The 16757-nt window shown below is 63.3% G+C and carries 17 protein-coding genes; 10 read left to right on the top strand and 7 right to left on the bottom strand.

Features of this window, described 5'->3' with window-relative positions:
• Positions 1-30: 30 nt before the first annotated feature.
• The 4 genes from ribBA to nrdR are packed head-to-tail and all read right to left on the bottom strand — an operon-like array spanning position 31 to position 3449.
• Positions 31-1122, bottom strand: a complete 1092-nt coding sequence (gene ribBA, locus OSC50_RS02040) for a bifunctional 3,4-dihydroxy-2-butanone-4-phosphate synthase/GTP cyclohydrolase II (protein WP_253509575.1) — start codon at positions 1120-1122, stop codon at positions 31-33.
• 15 nt (positions 1123-1137) lie between these two features.
• Positions 1138-1800, bottom strand: coding sequence for a riboflavin synthase (locus OSC50_RS02035; RefSeq protein WP_253509576.1), 663 nt, complete (start codon positions 1798-1800; stop codon positions 1138-1140).
• A 45-nt stretch (positions 1801-1845) separates the two neighbouring features.
• Complete coding sequence (ribD, locus tag OSC50_RS02030; protein ID WP_253509577.1) at positions 1846-2982, bottom strand: bifunctional diaminohydroxyphosphoribosylaminopyrimidine deaminase/5-amino-6-(5-phosphoribosylamino)uracil reductase RibD; 1137 nt, start codon at positions 2980-2982, stop codon at positions 1846-1848.
• Positions 2979-3449, bottom strand: a complete 471-nt coding sequence (nrdR, locus tag OSC50_RS02025) for a transcriptional regulator NrdR (protein WP_034100969.1) — start codon at positions 3447-3449, stop codon at positions 2979-2981. The genes ribD and nrdR overlap by 4 nt, the downstream gene beginning before the upstream one ends.
• A gap of 139 nt (positions 3450-3588) precedes the next feature.
• Between nrdR and OSC50_RS02020 the strand changes: the two genes are divergently transcribed.
• A complete protein-coding gene (locus OSC50_RS02020; RefSeq protein WP_181081330.1) occupies positions 3589-4044 on the top strand; it encodes a YbaY family lipoprotein in 456 nt (151 codons plus the stop codon).
• Complete coding sequence (locus OSC50_RS02015) at positions 4041-4694, top strand: class I SAM-dependent methyltransferase (RefSeq protein WP_181081329.1); 654 nt, start codon at positions 4041-4043, stop codon at positions 4692-4694. Before OSC50_RS02020 ends, OSC50_RS02015 begins: the two co-directional genes overlap by 4 nt.
• 34 nt (positions 4695-4728) lie before the next feature.
• Here the strand turns inward: OSC50_RS02015 and OSC50_RS02010 are convergent, their stop codons facing one another.
• Positions 4729-5046, bottom strand: a complete 318-nt coding sequence (locus OSC50_RS02010) for a hypothetical protein (protein ID WP_266247554.1) — start codon at positions 5044-5046, stop codon at positions 4729-4731.
• Positions 5047-5058: 12 nt separating this feature from the next.
• Here OSC50_RS02010 and OSC50_RS02005 point away from each other — a divergent pair, with 12 nt between their 5' ends.
• Entirely contained in the window at positions 5059-5958 is a 900-nt protein-coding gene (locus OSC50_RS02005; RefSeq protein WP_350355774.1) for an Abi family protein, read from the top strand.
• A gap of 73 nt (positions 5959-6031) precedes the next feature.
• Positions 6032-6904 carry a thioredoxin gene (gene trxA / locus OSC50_RS02000; protein ID WP_266246975.1) on the top strand — a complete coding sequence of 291 codons (873 nt, stop codon included), beginning with the start codon at positions 6032-6034 and terminating at the stop codon, positions 6902-6904.
• Here trxA and OSC50_RS01995 read toward each other — a convergent pair.
• The gene (locus OSC50_RS01995) at positions 6901-7248 is read right to left on the bottom strand and encodes a hypothetical protein (protein ID WP_181081327.1); all 348 of its coding nucleotides are present in this window, start codon (positions 7246-7248) and stop codon (positions 6901-6903) included. The genes trxA and OSC50_RS01995 overlap by 4 nt on opposite strands.
• 131 nt (positions 7249-7379) lie before the next feature.
• Between OSC50_RS01995 and OSC50_RS01990 the strand changes: the two genes are divergently transcribed.
• The 5 genes from OSC50_RS01990 to OSC50_RS01970 all read left to right on the top strand — a co-directional run bounded on the left by OSC50_RS01990 (position 7380) and on the right by OSC50_RS01970 (position 11289).
• Positions 7380-7979: a DUF2796 domain-containing protein gene (locus tag OSC50_RS01990; RefSeq protein ID WP_266246976.1), complete on the top strand. Its 600-nt coding sequence runs from the start codon at positions 7380-7382 to the stop codon at positions 7977-7979.
• Between the two features lie 6 nt (positions 7980-7985).
• Entirely contained in the window at positions 7986-8696 is a 711-nt protein-coding gene (locus OSC50_RS01985) for an ABC transporter ATP-binding protein (protein ID WP_181081325.1), read from the top strand.
• Position 8697: 1 nt separating this feature from the next.
• On the top strand, positions 8698-9963 hold the full coding sequence (locus OSC50_RS01980; protein ID WP_181081324.1) for an ABC transporter permease: 1266 nt from the start codon (positions 8698-8700) through the stop codon (positions 9961-9963).
• 11 nt (positions 9964-9974) lie between these two features.
• Positions 9975-10496: a DUF3299 domain-containing protein gene (locus OSC50_RS01975; protein WP_266246978.1), complete on the top strand. Its 522-nt coding sequence runs from the start codon at positions 9975-9977 to the stop codon at positions 10494-10496.
• 94 nt (positions 10497-10590) lie between these two features.
• On the top strand, positions 10591-11289 hold the full coding sequence (locus OSC50_RS01970) for an OmpW/AlkL family protein (protein WP_181081322.1): 699 nt from the start codon (positions 10591-10593) through the stop codon (positions 11287-11289).
• A 118-nt stretch (positions 11290-11407) separates the two neighbouring features.
• Here the strand turns inward: OSC50_RS01970 and OSC50_RS01965 are convergent, their stop codons facing one another.
• Entirely contained in the window at positions 11408-12292 is an 885-nt protein-coding gene (locus OSC50_RS01965; protein WP_181081321.1) for a sugar nucleotide-binding protein, read from the bottom strand.
• A 167-nt stretch (positions 12293-12459) separates the two neighbouring features.
• On the opposite strand from OSC50_RS01965, the gene OSC50_RS01960 reads away from it, so the two are divergent.
• Positions 12460-16707, top strand: coding sequence for a DEAD/DEAH box helicase (locus tag OSC50_RS01960; RefSeq protein ID WP_266246980.1), 4248 nt, complete (start codon positions 12460-12462; stop codon positions 16705-16707).
• Positions 16708-16757 lie beyond the last annotated feature (50 nt).

Genomic DNA, 16757 nt, shown 5'->3' with positions numbered 1-16757 from the left:
CCGCGAACAAGGGGCAGAAATCGCCGGCCTTTATTCGGAGGGCACATATTCTACAACTTCCAGATCGAAACCGGATATCGCATTAAATTTCATCGGTGCGCTCATCAAGCGCATTTTGCGCACACCCAGGTCACGCAGGATCTGCGAACCGGCACCGACGATGCTGTAGGTGGTCGGCGTTTTCACCTGGGTGTGCTCGGCGGTTTCGCGGATATGCGCGAGCAGGACATCGCCATCCACCGGGTTGCCCAGCAACAGCACCACGCCACTGCCGGCCTCGGAAACCGCGGCCATGGCGGCGCGCAGGCTCCAGCGGCCGGGTTGCTTGACCATCAACAGGTCGCGCAGCGGGTCCATGTTGTGCACGCGCACCAGGGTCGGCTCTTCAGCGCAAATGGTGCCCAGGGTCAGGGCCATATGCACGTCGCCTTCCACCGAATCACGGTAGGTCACCAGGTTGAATTGGCCCAGTTCGCTGTCCAGCGGCTGCTCGGCAATCCGCTGAACGGTACGTTCGTGAATCATTCGATAGTGAATCAGGTCGGCGATGGTGCCGATCTTGAGGTTGTGCTCGGCGGCAAATGCTTCGAGTTCGACACGACGGGCCATGGTGCCGTCGTCGTTCATCACTTCGCAGATCACACCGCTGGGCTCGAACCCGGCCATGCGCGCCAGGTCGCAGGCGGCTTCGGTGTGACCGGCGCGGGCCAGGGTGCCGCCGGGCTGGGCCATCAACGGGAAGATGTGGCCGGGGCTGACGATGTCTTCAGCCTTGGCGTCCTTGGCGGCGGCGGCCTGCACCGTGCGTGCGCGGTCGGCGGCGGAGATGCCGGTGGTGACGCCGGTGGTGGCCTCAATGGATACGGTGAACTTGGTGCCGAAACCCGAGCCGTTGCGCGGCGCCATCAACGGCAGCTTGAGCAGTTCGCAGCGCTCGCGGCTCATAGGCATGCAGATCAGGCCGCGAGCGTGCTTGGCCATGAAATTGATGTGCTCGGCCTTGCAAGCCTCGGCAGCCATGATGATGTCGCCTTCGTTCTCGCGGTCTTCGTCATCCATCAGGATGACCATCTTGCCTTGGCGGATGTCTTCAACCAGTTCTTCGATGCTATTGAGCGCCACGCGGCACCCCCTTGGTCAGGATTTCAGGTAGCCGTTAGCGGCCAGAAAACTTTCAGTGATATTCCCGGCAGTCGGCTCTGCGGCCTTTTCGCCCAGCAACAGGCGCTCCAGGTAACGGGCAAGCAAGTCCACTTCCAGATTCACCCGGCGGCCCGGCTGGTACGCGGCCATGATGGTTTCGCTCAGGGTGTGCGGGATGATGGTCAACGCGAATTCTGCGCCATTGACGGCGTTCACGGTCAGGCTGGTGCCGTCGACGGTGATCGAGCCTTTGTGCGCGATGTACTTGGCCAATTCTTTTGGCGCGCGGATGCGGAATTCCACCGCCCGCGCGTTTTCGCTGCGCGATATTACTTCGCCAACGCCGTCGACGTGGCCGCTGACCAGGTGGCCGCCCAGGCGGGTGGTCGGCGTGAGGGCTTTTTCCAGGTTAACCGGGCTGCCGGCCTTGAGGTCGCTCATCGCCGTGCAGTCCAGGGTTTCCCGGCTGACGTCGGCGGCAAAGCCGTTGCCCGGCAACTCGATGACGGTCAGGCACACGCCGCTGACGGCGATGCTGTCGCCCAGCTTGACGTCGCCCAGGTCGAGCTTGCCGGTTTCAACCAGCAGCCGAACGTCGCCGCCCTTGGGGGTCATGGCGCGGATGCTGCCGATGGATTCGATAATGCCGGTGAACATGGCCTTCTCCTGGAAAACGGGGCCGCGCGATGCGCAGGCCGGAAATTATACGCTGGCTGCTGGCAGAGGGATGGCAGTGACTCGCCAGTCGTCGCCTACAGCGCGCATATCAGTGATCTTGAGTTGGGGAGCGTCCGCCAGTTTCTCAAGCGGCCAGTCCAGCAACGGCCGGGCGGCGGAGCCGAGAAATTTACCGGCGACGAATATCACGTATTCGTCCACCAGGCCCTGCTGCGCAAAAGCGCCCGCCAGGCTTGGCCCGGCCTCCACCAGTATCTCGTTGACGCCACGGGCGGCCAGGGCCACCAGCGCCGAACGCAGGTCGACCTGACCGTCGACGCCCGGCACTACGAGGCATTCGGGGCCACGCGGGAACTGGTTTTCCGGCGTCACACAGGTGATGACCAGTGCCGGCCCGGCCTTGAAGAACGGTGCGTTCAGCGGTACCCGCAGGCGGCCGTCGATCAGCACGCGCAGCGGCGGGCGCGACATGGCCAAGGCGGTCGTGGCTTCATCGAGGCCCAGTTCGGCGGCACGCACGGTCAGCCGCGCGCCGTCGGCCAGTACGGTGTCGGCACCGGTCAACACCACGCTGGCTTCGGCGCGCAACCGTTGCACGGCGGCGCGCGCGGCGGGGCCGGTGATCCACTGGCTTTCGCCGCTGGCCATTGCGGTGCGACCGTCCAGACTCATCGCCAGCTTGACGCGCACAAAAGGCAGGCCTTGCTCCATACGCTTTAGAAAGCCCGGGTTCAGCGCTCGCGCCTGGCTTTCCAGCACGCCGCTGCGCACCTCGATCCCGGCTTGAGCCAGACGCTGCATGCCGCGCCCGGCGACTTCCGGATTGGGGTCCTGCATCCCGGCCACCACCCGCGCCACGCCAGCACTCACCAGCGCATCGGCGCATGGCGGTGTGCGGCCATGGTGGCTGCAAGGTTCGAGGGTCACGTACACCGTGGCGCCGCGCGCTTTATCGCCGGCGGCGCGCAGGGCATTGGGCTCGGCGTGGGGCTCGCCGGTGCGCTCATGCCAGCCTTCGCCGACGATCTGCCCATCGCGCACAATCACGCAGCCGACCCGAGGGTTGGGATGGGTGGTGTACACGCCCTTGCGCGCAAGCTCCAGGGCACGGGCCATGTAGTGGGCGTCGAGCACGGCCTGTTCAGCGGAAGGTGGGTTCATTGTTTGGCCGGCTCACGGGCCAGGCGGTCGATCTCTTCGCGGAACTCGTTGAGATCCTGGAAGCGTCGATACACCGAGGCGAAACGGATATAGGCGACTTCGTCGAGTTTTTGCAGCTCGCCCATCACCAACTCGCCCACGACCAGGCTCTTGACCTCGCGCTCGCCGGTCGCTCGCAACTTGTGCTTGATATGCGCCAGGGCTGCTTCCAGCCGCTCGACGCTTACCGGGCGTTTTTCCAGGGCGCGCTGCATACCGGCGCGCAGTTTTTCTTCGTCGAAGGGCTGGCGGCTGCCGTCAGACTTGATCAGCCGTGGCAACACCAGTTCGGCGGTTTCGAAGGTGGTGAAACGTTCACCGCAGCCGGAGGCCAGGCATTCGCGCCGGCGACGTACTTGATCGCCCTCGGCGACCAGTCGCGAGTCGATGACCTTGGTGTCGTTGGCACCGCAGAAGGGACAGTGCATGGTGGCAGGCAACAAAAAATGGGAGGGCCATGGTAGCGCATCCCCATGGCAAGACAAGCCATAGCCTTTACGGTATATAGGCTGACAATTATGTTTCTTCTCTTTTAAGCCACGGATTTTGTCCCTTCTGGAGCCGTACATGCAGTTACGACCCGTTGTTTTGCTCGCTTTGTTCAGTGTCCTGGTCGCCTGCAGCAGCGAAGCCCCCAAGCCGAGCGCGCCCCAGCCGGCGCCCGCGCAGGAGAAAAAAGTCCCCGGAATCGAAGACCTCGGTCCACTGCCGGCCTATCAGCGTGAAATCAACGGCAGCCTGACCAATGTGCCTGCCGGGGCCGAAGTCGAAATGGCCCTGCTGGTGATCGACGACCGCTCGCGCCCGCAGCAACTGCTCGCCAGCAGTGTGTTGACCGGCAACGGCAAGCCATTGGCCTTTCGCCTGCGGTTCAACCCCGAGGCTTTCCCGGCCGGCGCGCGGGTTGAGCTGCGCGGTCGTGCCAGCCAGTCCGGCCAGTTGATCCTGCACCTGCCCGCCGTGCGCATTACTCAGGCGATCACACAGACCACCGGCCCCCTGCAACTCGTCAAGGCACCATGACGCCACCGCTGGACCTGCAACGCGCCCTGAGCGATCTGATCGGCGACGCACACCTGGTGCCCTGCGCGCTGCCGGGCACCGACCTGTCGTTATGGCTGCTGGACGCGGACAACATGGACCGCGCCTTCAGCCAGGAGGAAACCCGGCGCATTCTGCATGAACCGCCCTACTGGAGTTTCTGCTGGGCCAGCGGCCTGGCGCTGGCGCGGTATCTGGCGGCAAACCCGGAATGGGTGAAAGGCAAGCGCGTGCTGGATTTCGGCGCCGGCTCCGGTGTGGCCGGTATTGCGGCGGTTAAAGCGGGTGCGCTGGAAGTGGTGGCCTGCGACCTGGACCCGCTGGCATTAGCGTCCTGCCGGGCGAACGCCGAACTCAACGGTGTGAAACTGAGTTACTCGGCGGACTTTTTCGCCGAAGCCGACCGCTTCGACCTGATCCTGGTCGCCGACGTGCTCTACGACCGCGCTAACCTGCCGCTGCTGGATCACTTCCTCAGCCGTGGACGCGAAGCACTGGTGGCGGACTCCCGCGTGCGGGACTTCCAACACCCCGCCTATCGACGCCTGGACATACTGGATGCCCTGACCCTGCCGGACCTGGCCGAGCCGTGGGAGTTTCGCAAGGTGAGCCTGTACCATTCGAAGCGTTAAACCCGCACGTTACAGATTTTCAGCAATAGATTGGTTAAGACAGCAAAAGCAGGCGCATGGAAAATGCCCTTCTTCGCAAGCGGCCTGGGCCATCGATCTGCATGTTTTTCCAAACAATTTCAATCATTGCTGAGCGCTTAACGCCCTTGCAAAAAATCGGGCGGCTACCTAACCTTTGCAGCAATACACCCGCCATGCCTCTGGTTGCGTTAGCAACCAAGCACAAATTGTGCGGGTTTTTTTTGCCCGGTATTTTTTGAGCATGAGGACATTCAGCAAACCCGCCATTGACGTTCGCGCCCAGCTTGAGCTGCTCAAGCACCGCGGGCTGAATGTTCAGGATAAGGTTCATGCAGAGTCTTTTTTGCAATCGGTCAGCTTCTTTAGGCTCAGCCCCTATATGCGACCGTTTCAACAACCGGAGGATATCGATCATCGCTTTCGTGATGGCAGCCAGTTTCGTCAGTTAACGCGTCTCTACGACTTTGATCGACGGCTTCGTTTACTGACCATGGATGCCATCGAGAGAGTCGAAATCGCATCTCGTGCAGTCATCAGCAACCATATGGGCCCCGCCCATGGCAGTCATTGGTATATGGACCCACGAATGTTCCATCAGATGTTCGATCATCAGCGGCTGCTTACGACGCTGTCCTTCAAACAATCCACCGCCATGCGTGATTTTCAGCGCGAATGCGAGCGCATCGATAGATCCCGTGCGGACGACAGGAGAAAATGCCTCCTTAAACGCCAAAGAGCTAAAGAAAGCTACGCCCGCCACTACCCCACCACCTACGCCCACCCACCTCTTATGCCAGGTTGGGCGATGTTGGAGGAACTGACACTGGGCGATATATCCCATTTATATAAAGGCTTGGCGAAAGACGCGGACAAAAAGGCGATTGCCAGGCGTCTGGGAATTGCGGCTCCCCTGATGCAGTCTTGGCTGCACACCCTGACCACCATTCGAAACATCTGCGCCCATCATTCACGGCTGTGGAACCGAGAATTAGGTATTCGTCCCGAACTGCCAAAGAAAGCCAATTTTTTATGGCCCAAACATCTCTTTCAGCCCGGGCCGCACACCCGCATTTTTGCAGCACTCTGCATTTTGAATCATCTGACACATCAAGTGAGCCCCGACAGCCACTGGGATCAACGCTTGCATCAACTGATTTGCGATTTTCCCGACGTTAGCCTTAAAGCGATGGGCTTCCCTCTCAATTGGTATCAGGACCCTTTTTGGCATGCGCTTGAAAACTGAGCGCCCTGCTGCTTCCGGTAGCTTTCGCCAGCCCTTATAGTTGCCCCCATTCCCGCTTTCTTCGAGACGCCCCATGAGTGAGCCCACCCCATATATCTTCGACGCCACCACTGCCACCTTCGACCAGGCGGTAATCGAAAACTCATTCCACAAACCTGTACTCGTAGATTTCTGGGCCGAGTGGTGCGCGCCGTGCAAGGCGTTGATGCCGATGCTGGCGCAGATTGCCGAGAGTTATCAGGGTGAGTTGCTGCTTGCCAAGGTCGATTGCGAGGCCGAGCAGGACATCGTTGCGCGGTTTGGCATTCAAAGCCTGCCGACGGTGGTGCTGTTCAAGGACGGTCAGCCGGTGGACGGGTTCGCCGGGGCACAGCCGGAGTCGGCGGTGCGGGCGATGCTTGAGCCGCATGTGCAGATGCCTGCGCCGAAGGCGGCTGATCCATTGGTGCAGGCCCAGGCGTTATTCGCAGAAGGCCGTATCAGTGACGCCGAAGCCCTATTGGTCGCGCTGCTGGGCGAGGACAACACTAACGCCGCCGCACTGATTCTGTACGCGCGCTGCCTGGCTGAACGCGGTGAGTTGGGTGAAGCCCAGGCCGTGCTCGATGCCGTGAAAAGCGACGACCACAAAGCCGCTCTCGCCGGGGCCAAGGCACAGATCACCTTCCTGCGCCAGGCCGCCGAGCTGCCGGACGCCGCCGACTTGAAAAGCCGGCTGGCGCAAAACCCGCAGGACGACGAAGCGGCCTATCAGCTGGCTATCCAGCAACTGGCGCGCCAGCAGTACGATGCGGCACTGGACGGTCTGCTCAAATTATTCGTCCGCAACCGCAGCTACAACGAAGGCCTGCCGCACAAGACCTTGCTGCAGGTGTTCGAACTGCTGGGCAATGATCACCCGCTGGTCACCGTGTACCGCCGCAAGTTGTTCGCTGCGCTGTACTAATCGCCGAGCCAACGGTACAGCGGCGTATCCCCGCCGCTGACCACCTTGACCTTGGCGCTGTGGCGCAGGCGCACCAGCAGGCGTTTGCCCACTGCCGCATCGCCGGCCAAGCCTTCCAGTTGATCGAGCAATTCCAGGCCGCTGAGTTGGCCGGCATTGCGTAACAGGTCCTGGGCGCTCTGCCATAGATCATCACCGGGTTTCGCCGCCGCAGCCGGGCCAGCGCTCGCCGGGGCTACTGGCGCGGCCTGAAATTGCGCGCCCAGGCGTGCCCAATCGCCGTCGTCCATCTCTACAGTCAAATCCACCGGCAGGTCGCCGATGGTTCCACGAATTCGCAACATCGCCCCTACTCCCGCAGTTTTTCCGACCGGCATGCTCCCATGTGGCTTGCACAACGCCAAGCGGGCGGGCAAACTCTCGACACATTGTTATAAGATTACATAACAAAACTTTCATCTCCGGGAGCTTTTCCATGCGCCGTCTGTTGCTTGCCTTGCCGTTTGCCCTGCTGCCACTGGCTGTCGCCCAGGCGCATGATGACCATGATCACGAACACGGCAGCCTCGGCGCCCACGAACACGGTGTTGCTCGCCTTAACGCCGTGCTTGATGGTCAGACGCTGGAGCTTGAGCTGGACAGCCCGGCGATGAACCTGGTGGGATTCGAGCACGTGGCCAGCAGCGCCGCCGACAAAGCCAAGGTCGCCGCCGCGCGCGAGCAACTGGAAAACCCTGTCGCCCTGTTCAACCTGCCCAAGGCCGCCGGTTGCAAGGTCAGCTCCCAGGAACTCAACAGCCCGCTGTTCGGTGACAAGCCCGAAGCCGATCATGACGACGATGATGACGCCACCGACGGCAAAGGCGCAGCCGCCCATGAGCACCATCACGACCACAGCGAGATCCACGCTCACTATCAATTCACCTGCGCCACACCGACCGCCCTGGGCAATCTGGACCTGACCCAAGTGTTCAAGACCTTCCCCGCCACCCTGAAAATCCAGGTACAACTGATCGGCCCGAGCGGCCAGCAAGGCGTCGACGCGACGGCCACCGCAGCCACCCTGAAGTTCTGAGTGCCCATGACCCAGCCATTGATCGAACTGTCCGACCTGGGCTTTAACTGGCCCGGTCATCCTCAACTGCTGGATATCCCCGCCTTCCGCCTGGAGCGCGGCGAAACCCTGTTTCTCAAAGGCCCCAGCGGCAGCGGTAAGACCACCCTGTTAGGGTTGCTCGGCGGCGTGCAGAAACCCGGTCGCGGCAGCATTCGCCTGCTCGGCCAGGAACTTACCGCGCTGTCGGCGGGCGCGCGCGATCGGTTCCGTGTCGACCACACCGGCTACATTTTCCAGCAGTTCAACCTGCTGCCGTTTCTGTCGGTGCGCGAGAACGTCGAGTTGCCCTGCCACTTTTCCAGGCTGCGTGCGCAACGCGCGGTCCAGCGTCACGGCAGCGTCGACCAGGCGGCCGCCACTCTGCTTGCGCACCTGGGCCTGAAGGACAAAGACCTGCTGGCGCGTCGTGCCGATTCGCTGTCCATCGGCCAGCAGCAACGGGTGGCCGCCGCCCGTGCGTTGATCGGCCAACCGGAACTGGTGATTGCCGACGAACCCACCTCGGCCCTGGATTACGACGCCCGCGAAGCCTTCATCCAATTGCTGTTCGCCGAGTGCCGCGACGCGGGGGCCAGCCTGTTGTTTGTCAGCCACGACCAGAGCCTGGCGCCGCTGTTCGACCGTCATCTTTCGCTGGCCGAGCTCAATCGCGCCGCCACGCCCGCAGAGGTTTGAGATGTATCTGTTTCGTCTAGCCATGGCCAGCCTGGCTAACCGCCGCTTTACCGCGATCCTCACCGCCTTCGCCATCGCCCTGTCGGTGTGCCTGTTGCTGGCGGTGGAGCGCGTACGCGTTGAGGCACGCAACAGTTTCGCCAGCACCATCAGCGGCACCGACCTGATCGTCGGCGCGCGCTCCGGTTCGGTCAATCTGCTGCTGTACTCGGTGTTCCGCATCGGCAACGCCACCAACAACATTCGTTGGGACAGCTACGAGCACTTCGCCGCCAACCCTCAGGTGAAATGGGCCATCCCGATTTCACTCGGGGACTCCCACCGCGGCTATCGCGTGATGGGCACCAACCAATCCTACTTCGAGCACTACCAGTACGGCCGCAAGCAAAACCTCGAACTGGCCAGCGGCCGTGCCTTCGCCAGCGACCCGTTCGAAGTGGTGCTCGGTGCGGAAGTGGCGGATGCGCTGCACTACAAACTCGGCGACAAACTGGTGCTGGCCCATGGCGTAGCGGTGGTCAGCCTGGTCAAGCACGATGACAAACCCTTCACCGTGGTCGGTATTCTCAAGCGCACCGGTACGCCGGTGGACCGTACGCTGCATATCAGCCTTGGTGGCATGGAAGCGATTCACATCGACTGGCACAACGGCGTTCCCGCTCAAGGCAAAGGCCGGATCAGCGCGGACCAGGCGCGCAACATGGACCTCACGCCGCAAGCCATCACGGCCTTCATGCTGGGCCTGAACAACAAGATTTCCACCTTCGCGCTGCAGCGGCAGATCAATGAGTTTCGTGGCGAACCGATGCTGGCGATTCTGCCGGGCGTGGCGTTGCAGGAGCTGTGGAGCATGATGGGCACCGCTGAAAAAGCGCTGTTCGTGATCTCGCTGTTCGTGGTGCTGACCGGTTTGATCGGCATGCTCACGGCGATCCTCACCAGCCTCAACGAACGCCGTCGCGAAATGGCGATTTTGCGTTCGGTGGGCGCGCGACCCTGGCATATCGCGACGCTGCTGATCTTCGAAGCGTTTGCATTGGCACTGTCCGGGGTGATCGCCGGCGTCGGCCTGCTGTACGTATGCATCGCCGCCTCGCGCGGTTACCTGCAGGCCAACTATGGCCTGGACCTGCCGATGTCATGGCCGAGCGAATATGAATGGACCCTGCTCGCCGGTATCCTGGCCGCCGCGCTGTTGATGGGCAGCGTGCCCGCGTGGCGCGCCTATCGACAATCCCTGGCCGACGGCCTGTCCATACGTTTATGAGGAAGGTTTCGATGCGCCGTGTCCTGTTTGCCCTGTTGCTGGTGGTGGCCGTGCCGACCTGGGCCGATGAGCAACCCAGGGATCTGTCCTGGCAGGAAATGATTCCGCCGGATGCGCCGCCGGAAGTGCCCAATATGAAACCGCTGCACAACCTGTCGAACATGGCCGATGCCTTGTCCGTCGAGGCGGCGCCGGCGGCCAAGCAGGATTTGCCCAACGCCCCGGTGGTCAAGGGCCTCGACGGCCAGCATATTCGCCTGCCCGGTTATATCGTGCCGCTGGAAGTGAGCGAGGAAGGCCGTACCACCGAGTTCCTGCTGGTGCCGTACTTCGGCGCGTGTATCCATGTGCCGCCGCCGCCGTCGAACCAGATCGTGCATGTCAAAAGCGAAGTCGGCGTGAAGCTCGACGAGCTGTACCAGCCGTACTGGATCGAGGGGGCGATGCAGGTCAAGCCCTCCACCAGCGAACTGGCCGACGCCGGTTACCAGATGGTTGCCGAAAAGATTTATATGTACGAGCTGCAGGAATAACGCTTATCGCCCTTTCATTGAGCTGAGTCAAAAGACCGAACGGAACGATCTTTACCATTGGACCTACAACTTTTAAACGTCCTTTGGAGCTCCCATGAACAAGTCTCTGCTCGGCGCGTCCCTCTTCGCGCTCGCCCTCGTCGCCCCTGCCGCCCATGCTCACGAAGCGGGCGACATTCTGGTTCGCGCCGGTGCAATCACCGTGAACCCGAAGGCCGACAGCGGCAGCGTCAAGGTTGATCAAGGCCCACTGGCCGGCGCCAACCTGGGTGGCAAGGCGACCATGAGCAGCGATACCCAGTTGGGCTTGAACTTCGCTTACATGCTCACCGACCACGTCGGGATCGAACTGCTGGCGGCCACGCCGTTCGAGCACGATGTGAAGATCAAGAACACCGCGCTCGGTGCCGCCAATGGCAAGCTCGGTACTCTCAAGCATCTGCCACCGACCTTGAGCGTCGTGTACTACCCGCTGGATAACAAGTCCGCCTTCCAGCCCTACGTGGGTGCCGGTATCAACTACACCTGGATCTATGACGAACACGTCGGCAGCCGTGCCGAGGGCGCAGGCTTCAGCAACTTCAAGGCGGAAAACTCCTGGGGCTGGGCGGCGCAGATCGGCGCTGACTACATGATCAACGACAAGTGGATGATCAACGCCCAGGCGCGCTACATCGACATCAGCACCAAGGCCACCGTGGACAACAACGCATTGGCCGCCGGCACTCGCGCCAAGGTCAATGTGGACGTGGACCCAATGGTCTACATGGTGGGTATCGGCTACAAGTTCTAAGCCGCTGCAACCAACACTGCGTCACCAATATGAGAGGGGGCTTGCCCCCGATAGCAGAGTGTCAGTCACCGGTTCATTGACTGACCCACCGCTGTCGGGGGCAAGCCCCCTCTCACATTCAGCTGCGGCGGTAGAAGCGGTCCAGCAAGGCTGGCAGCCCCGCACGCCAGGCGCGGGGCTTGATGCCGAACGTGTGCAGGATTTTCTTGCAGGCCAGTACGCCGTGCTGGGGTTCTTCGCTGGCATCCGGGCGGGCGGCGTGGGCCTGGGCGGTGGGTGATTCGATGGCCAACGGGTGAAAGCTGCGCGCTTCGGTAAGGATGGCCTGCCCCAGCGCCAGCGGCGTGGTCGCCTCATGGCCGGCGTAGTGGTACGTGCCCCACAGCGGCGCCGCGCAATCGAGTTGCTTGAGTACCGAAATGATCACCCGAGCGGCGTCGTCCACTGGCGTCGGGTTGCCGCGACGGTCGTCCGCCATCAGCAATTGCCCCGGTTGCTCAGCCTTGGCCAGAAAGCGCCCGAGGGTGCCATCGACACTGTCGTCCAGCAGCCAGCCAAAACGCAGCAACACATGTTGCGGGCACGCGGCGCGCACGCTTTGTTCAATGCGCCACAACGCCTGGCCGCGCAGGCCCAGCGGCACAGGCTCGTCCTTTTCGCTGTAGGCGGTGGCGCGCGAGCCATCGAACACGCGGTAGCTGGACGGTTGCAGCAAGGTGATGGTGTGGTGCTGACACAGTTCGGCCAGGCGCTCGATAGCGAATTCCTGGGCGGCCAGGCGCGTTTCACTGACCGCTTCGGCCTGGAACCAGTCGAAATAGTAGGCGAGGTTGATCAACGCATCGGGACGGGTGTCGTCGAGCAATTGGGTAAGGCTTGCGGCATCCCAGCCGTCTTGGGGCGGTTTGGGGGCGAGGAAACCGATGTCTTCCTCCGCACCGAGGCGAATCAGCGCCTGCCCGAGGGCATTCCCGCCGCCCAGTAACATAAGGCGCATTCGCATAGATTGAGCAGGCCCGGTCTGTTTGGAACGATGGTTGGGGTCGGCAGGGCTGTGGGCCGTGCCGTGGATAGTTGCCAGAATCGTTGCATTTTGCGGGTTTGTAGCGCAACCGTCACGGATAAAGTACGGGTTTGCAACTTGTTGGAACTGGCAGTATCAATCACTCCATGAACGCACTTGAATCCATCGACACAGCCCTGCGCGGTTTCCACCCCGCCGTCAGCGCCTGGTTCCGCGAAAGCTTCCCCTCGGTGACCGACGCCCAGGCGCAGGCGTGGCCGCTGATTCGCCAGCGCCGCTCGACCCTGATCGCTGCGCCCACCGGCTCCGGCAAGACGCTGACAGCGTTTCTGGCAGTGCTTGATGAGCTGGTCCACCAAGGGCTGGCCAACGGCGGCGAACTGCCGGATGAGACGCTCGTGGTGTATGTGTCGCCACTCAAGGCGCTGTCCAACGACATCCAGATCAACCTGCAAACCCCACTGACGGGCATCACTCGGCACTTGCAACAGCAAGGCCTGCCAGCGCTGGCGATACGCACAGCCGTGCGCACCGGCGACACCCCGCAAAAAGACCGCGCACAGATGCGCAAACGCGCACCGCATATCCTGGTGACCACACCGGAATCGCTCTATGTACTGCTGGGCTCGGACTCCGGCCGGCAGATGCTCGCCACCACGCGCACGGTGATCGTCGATGAAATCCACGCCATTGCCGCCGGCAAGCGCGGCAGCCACCTGGCGCTGAGCCTGGAGCGCCTGCAAAGCTTGTGCAGCGAACCGCTGACACGCATCGGCTTATCGGCCACGCAAAAACCCATCGACGCCGTGTCGCGCTTTCTGGTCGGCACCGGCCGCCCATGCGCCATTGTCGACATCGGCCACGCGCGCCCCCGTGACCTGGACATCGAAGTACCGCCGGTGCCGCTGTCCGCGGTGATGGCTAACGATGTCTGGGAGCTGGTCTACAACCGCCTCGCCGATCTGGCCCGCGAACACCGCACTACGCTGATCTTCGTCAACACCCGGCGCCTGGCCGAACGCCTGGCCCGGCACTTGAGCGAACGCCTGGGTAAAACCGCGGTGGCCGCCCACCACGGCAGCCTGGCCAAGGAAATGCGCCTGGATGCCGAGCAACGTCTCAAGGCCGGCGAGCTGCAAGTGCTGATCGCCACTGCCTCCCTGGAGCTGGGAATCGATATCGGCGACGTCGACCTGGTGTGCCAGATCGGCTCGCCCGGGTCCATCAACGGGTTTCTGCAACGGGTCGGGCGCTCCGGCCACCATGTGGGCGGCACACCCAAGGGACGTTTATTCGCCCTCACCCGCGATGATCTGATCGAATGCGCCGCACTGCTCGACTGTGTGCGGCGCGGCGAACTGGACACGCTGCACATCCCCGTTGCACCGCTGGATGTGCTGGCGCAGCAGATCATCGCCGAGGTCAGCGCCCAGGAGTGGTCGGAGCAGGCCCTGCTGGCGCTGATCCACCGCGCCGCGCCTTATGCCGAACTGGATGAGCGCCACTACCAGGCGCTGCTGCACATGCTTGCCGACGGCTACAACGGTCGCCAGGGCATCCGCAGCGCCTACCTGCACCGCGATGCCGTGACCCACACCCTGCGCGGCCGACGTGGCGCACGGCTGACCGCTGTGACCAGCGGCGGCACGATCCCGGATAACGCCGACTACAGCGTCTTGCTCGAACCCCAGGGGTTGAACATCGGCAGCGTCAACGAGGATTTCGCGGTGGAAAGCATCGCCGGGGATATCTTCCAGCTGGGCAATACCTCCTACCGCATCCTGCGGGTCGACGCCGGCAAAGTACGCGTGGAGGACGCCCACGGCCAGCCGCCGACCATTCCGTTCTGGTTGGGCGAAGCACCAGGGCGCAGCCATGAATTGTCGGCCGCCGTGGCCCGCCTGCAGGGGCAGATGGACAGCCTGCTCAGCGCCACACCCGGGGACCTGCGCGGGGCATCGGCGTGGCTTACCGAAACCCTGGGCCTGAACCACGCCAGCGCCGAGCAGATCCTCGATTACCTGGCCCGCACGCGCCTGGCTCTCAGCGCGCTGCCGTCCCAGGACACGCTGATCATGGAGCGGTTCTTCGACGCTTCCGGCGGTACCCAGTTGATCATCCATACACCGTTCGGCAGCCGCATCAACCGCGCCTGGGGCCTGGCCCTGCGCAAGCGTTTCTGCCGCACCTTCAATTTCGAATTGCAGGCGGCGGCCAGCGAAAACGCGATCGTGCTCTCGCTGTCCACCAGCCACAGCTTCGCGCTGGACGAGGTGTGGCGTTACCTCAACAGCCAGAGCGCCGAAGACCTGTTGATCCAGGCCGTGCTCGACGCGCCGCTGTTCGGCGTGCGCTGGCGTTGGAACGCCGGCGTGGCCCTGGCGTTGCCACGCTACACCGGTGGGCGCAAGGTGGCCCCGCAAATCCAGCGCATGAAAAGCGAAGACCTGATCGCCAGTGTGTTCCCCGACCAGATCGCCTGCCTGGAAAACCTCGCCGGCGAGCGCGAAGTACCCGAGCATCCATTGGTCGAGCAAACCCTCGACGATTGCCTGCACGACGCCATGGACAGCGATGGCTGGCTGGCCCTGCTGCGGCGCATGGAAAGCGGCCAGGTGCGCCTGGTCAGCCGCGATCTGCCGGCCCCCTCGCCCATGGCCGCAGAAATTCTCAGCGCGCGCCCCTACACCTTTCTGGATGACGCGCCGCTGGAAGAACGTCGTACTCAGGCCGTGCTCAATCGCCGCTGGAGCGACCCGCAGAGCACCGACGACCTCGGTGCATTGGATGCTGAGGCCATCGCCGGCGTGCGCGAAGAGGCCTGGCCGGCGCCTCAGGGCGTGGATGAAATGCACGAAGCGCTGATGAGCCTGGGCGGCATCGCCCCCAGCGAAATCACGCCGCCCTGGGCCAACTGGCTGCAGGCGCTGGCCAAAGCCGGGCGCGCCCATCGTTTGCCCAACGGATTGTGGGCAGCGGTGGAGCGCCTGAATATCTGGCAGGCGCTCGTGCCCCACCACCTGCCGCTGCTGCCGGGCTTCGACGAGCCCTGGAGCCATGAGGACGCTCTGGCGGAAGTGCTGCGCGCACGCCTCAGTGGTTTCGGCCCGCAGACCCTGGCCCAGATCGCCGCGCCCCTGGCCTTGCCGCCGGCCGACATCGCCCAGGGCATGGCCCGGCTGGAGCAGGAAGGCTACGTGCTGCGCGGCCACTTCAGCCCCGGCGCCGACAGCGAACAGTGGTGCGAGCGCCACCTGCTGGCGCGCATCCATCGCTACACCGTCAAGCGTCTGCGCCGGGAAATCGAACCGGTGGCGCTGCAGGATTTCATGCGGTTTCTGTTCGATTGGCAGCACCTGTCCGATGAAACCCGGGGCCAAGGCAGCGCCATGTTGGCGCAGATTATCGGGCAATTCGAAGGCTATGCCGCCGCCGCGTCGGCGTGGGACAGCGATCTACTCAACGTTCGGCTCAAGGATTACTCACCGACTTGGCTCGATGACCTATGCCGCAGCGGCAAATGGGTATGGATGCGCCTGACTGACAAACCCAGCGCGAGTGCCCAGCGCAGCACGCCGGTGGTACTGCTGCCGCGCAGCCAAGTGGGTATGTGGAGCGGCCTGGCCGACGCGGCCGACTGCACAACCCTGTCGCCCAAGGCGCAGAAAGCCCACGGGGCGCTGCGCGAACACGGCGCGCTGTTTTTCGACGAGCTGGTGCACGAGGCCCATCTGCTGCGCAGCGAACTGGAGACCGCGCTGCTGGAACTGGTGGGCGCCGGCCTGGTGAATGCCGACAGCTTCGCCGGCCTGCGCGCACTGACCACCCCCGCCAGCAAGCGCCAGGCCCGCAGCAGCCGACGCGGGCGCGGTGCGTTTATCGGCGGCATGGACGATGCCGGGCGCTGGGCGCTGATTCGTCGCCCACCGAGCGCCGCCGGCCCGCACTCGGCCGAAACCCTGGAGCACGTGGCGATGACGCTGCTGCGCCGCTACGGCGTGGTGTTCTGGCGCCTGCTGGAGCGCGAGGCCGATTGGCTGCCGAGCTGGCGCGAATTGCTGCGCACCTTCCACCGCCTGGAAGCCCGTGGGGAAATCCGCGGCGGACGGTTTGTGAGTGGCCTGGCAGGTGAACAATTTGCCTTGCCGGAAGCGATACCGTTACTGCGCGAAGTACGGCGTCGGCCCCATGACGGGCGCCTGGTGGCGGTGTGCGGTGCGGACCCGTTGAACCTGGTGGGGACGTTATTGCCGGGCAACAAGGTGCCAGCGGTGAGTGGCAATCGCATCGTGTATCGCGACGGGCTGCCGGCGGCGGTGAGGGTCGGCAGCAAGCAGCAATTGCTGGTGGAGGAGGATCAGCAGGCGCTGCAGGAGAAGTTGATCAGGCTGTAAGCTTGAGGGCCTCATTGGGGGCAAGCCCCCTCCCACAGTGGCGGCAAAAA

This window comes from Pseudomonas quebecensis (genome assembly GCF_026410085.1).
Lineage (GTDB): Bacteria > Pseudomonadota > Gammaproteobacteria > Pseudomonadales > Pseudomonadaceae > Aquipseudomonas > Aquipseudomonas quebecensis.
Note: the sequence above shows the minus strand (reverse complement) of the source record. Positions and strands in the feature narration are given on the sequence as shown.

Bases quoted from the DNA above. Each gene is read 5' to 3' on its own strand.
- ribD (WP_253509577.1), bottom strand. From the start codon at position 2,982: ATGAACCCACCTTCCGCTGAACAGGCCGTGCTCGACGCCCACTACATG.
- OSC50_RS02015 (WP_181081329.1), top strand. From the start codon at position 4,041: ATGACGCCACCGCTGGACCTGCAACGCGCCCTGAGCGATCTGATCGGC.
- OSC50_RS01960 (WP_266246980.1), top strand. From the start codon at position 12,460: ATGAACGCACTTGAATCCATCGACACAGCCCTGCGCGGTTTCCACCCC.
- OSC50_RS02020 (WP_181081330.1), top strand. From the start codon at position 3,589: ATGCAGTTACGACCCGTTGTTTTGCTCGCTTTGTTCAGTGTCCTGGTC.
- nrdR (WP_034100969.1), bottom strand. From the start codon at position 3,449: ATGCACTGTCCCTTCTGCGGTGCCAACGACACCAAGGTCATCGACTCG.
- OSC50_RS01965 (WP_181081321.1), bottom strand. From the start codon at position 12,292: ATGCGAATGCGCCTTATGTTACTGGGCGGCGGGAATGCCCTCGGGCAG.
- OSC50_RS02035 (WP_253509576.1), bottom strand. From the start codon at position 1,800: ATGTTCACCGGCATTATCGAATCCATCGGCAGCATCCGCGCCATGACC.
- OSC50_RS02010 (WP_266247554.1), bottom strand. From the start codon at position 5,046: ATGAACCTTATCCTGAACATTCAGCCCGCGGTGCTTGAGCAGCTCAAG.
- trxA (WP_266246975.1), top strand. From the start codon at position 6,032: ATGAGTGAGCCCACCCCATATATCTTCGACGCCACCACTGCCACCTTC.
- OSC50_RS01990 (WP_266246976.1), top strand. From the start codon at position 7,380: ATGCGCCGTCTGTTGCTTGCCTTGCCGTTTGCCCTGCTGCCACTGGCT.
- OSC50_RS01975 (WP_266246978.1), top strand. From the start codon at position 9,975: ATGCGCCGTGTCCTGTTTGCCCTGTTGCTGGTGGTGGCCGTGCCGACC.
- OSC50_RS01985 (WP_181081325.1), top strand. From the start codon at position 7,986: ATGACCCAGCCATTGATCGAACTGTCCGACCTGGGCTTTAACTGGCCC.
- OSC50_RS01995 (WP_181081327.1), bottom strand. From the start codon at position 7,248: ATGTTGCGAATTCGTGGAACCATCGGCGACCTGCCGGTGGATTTGACT.
- OSC50_RS01980 (WP_181081324.1), top strand. From the start codon at position 8,698: ATGTATCTGTTTCGTCTAGCCATGGCCAGCCTGGCTAACCGCCGCTTT.
- OSC50_RS01970 (WP_181081322.1), top strand. From the start codon at position 10,591: ATGAACAAGTCTCTGCTCGGCGCGTCCCTCTTCGCGCTCGCCCTCGTC.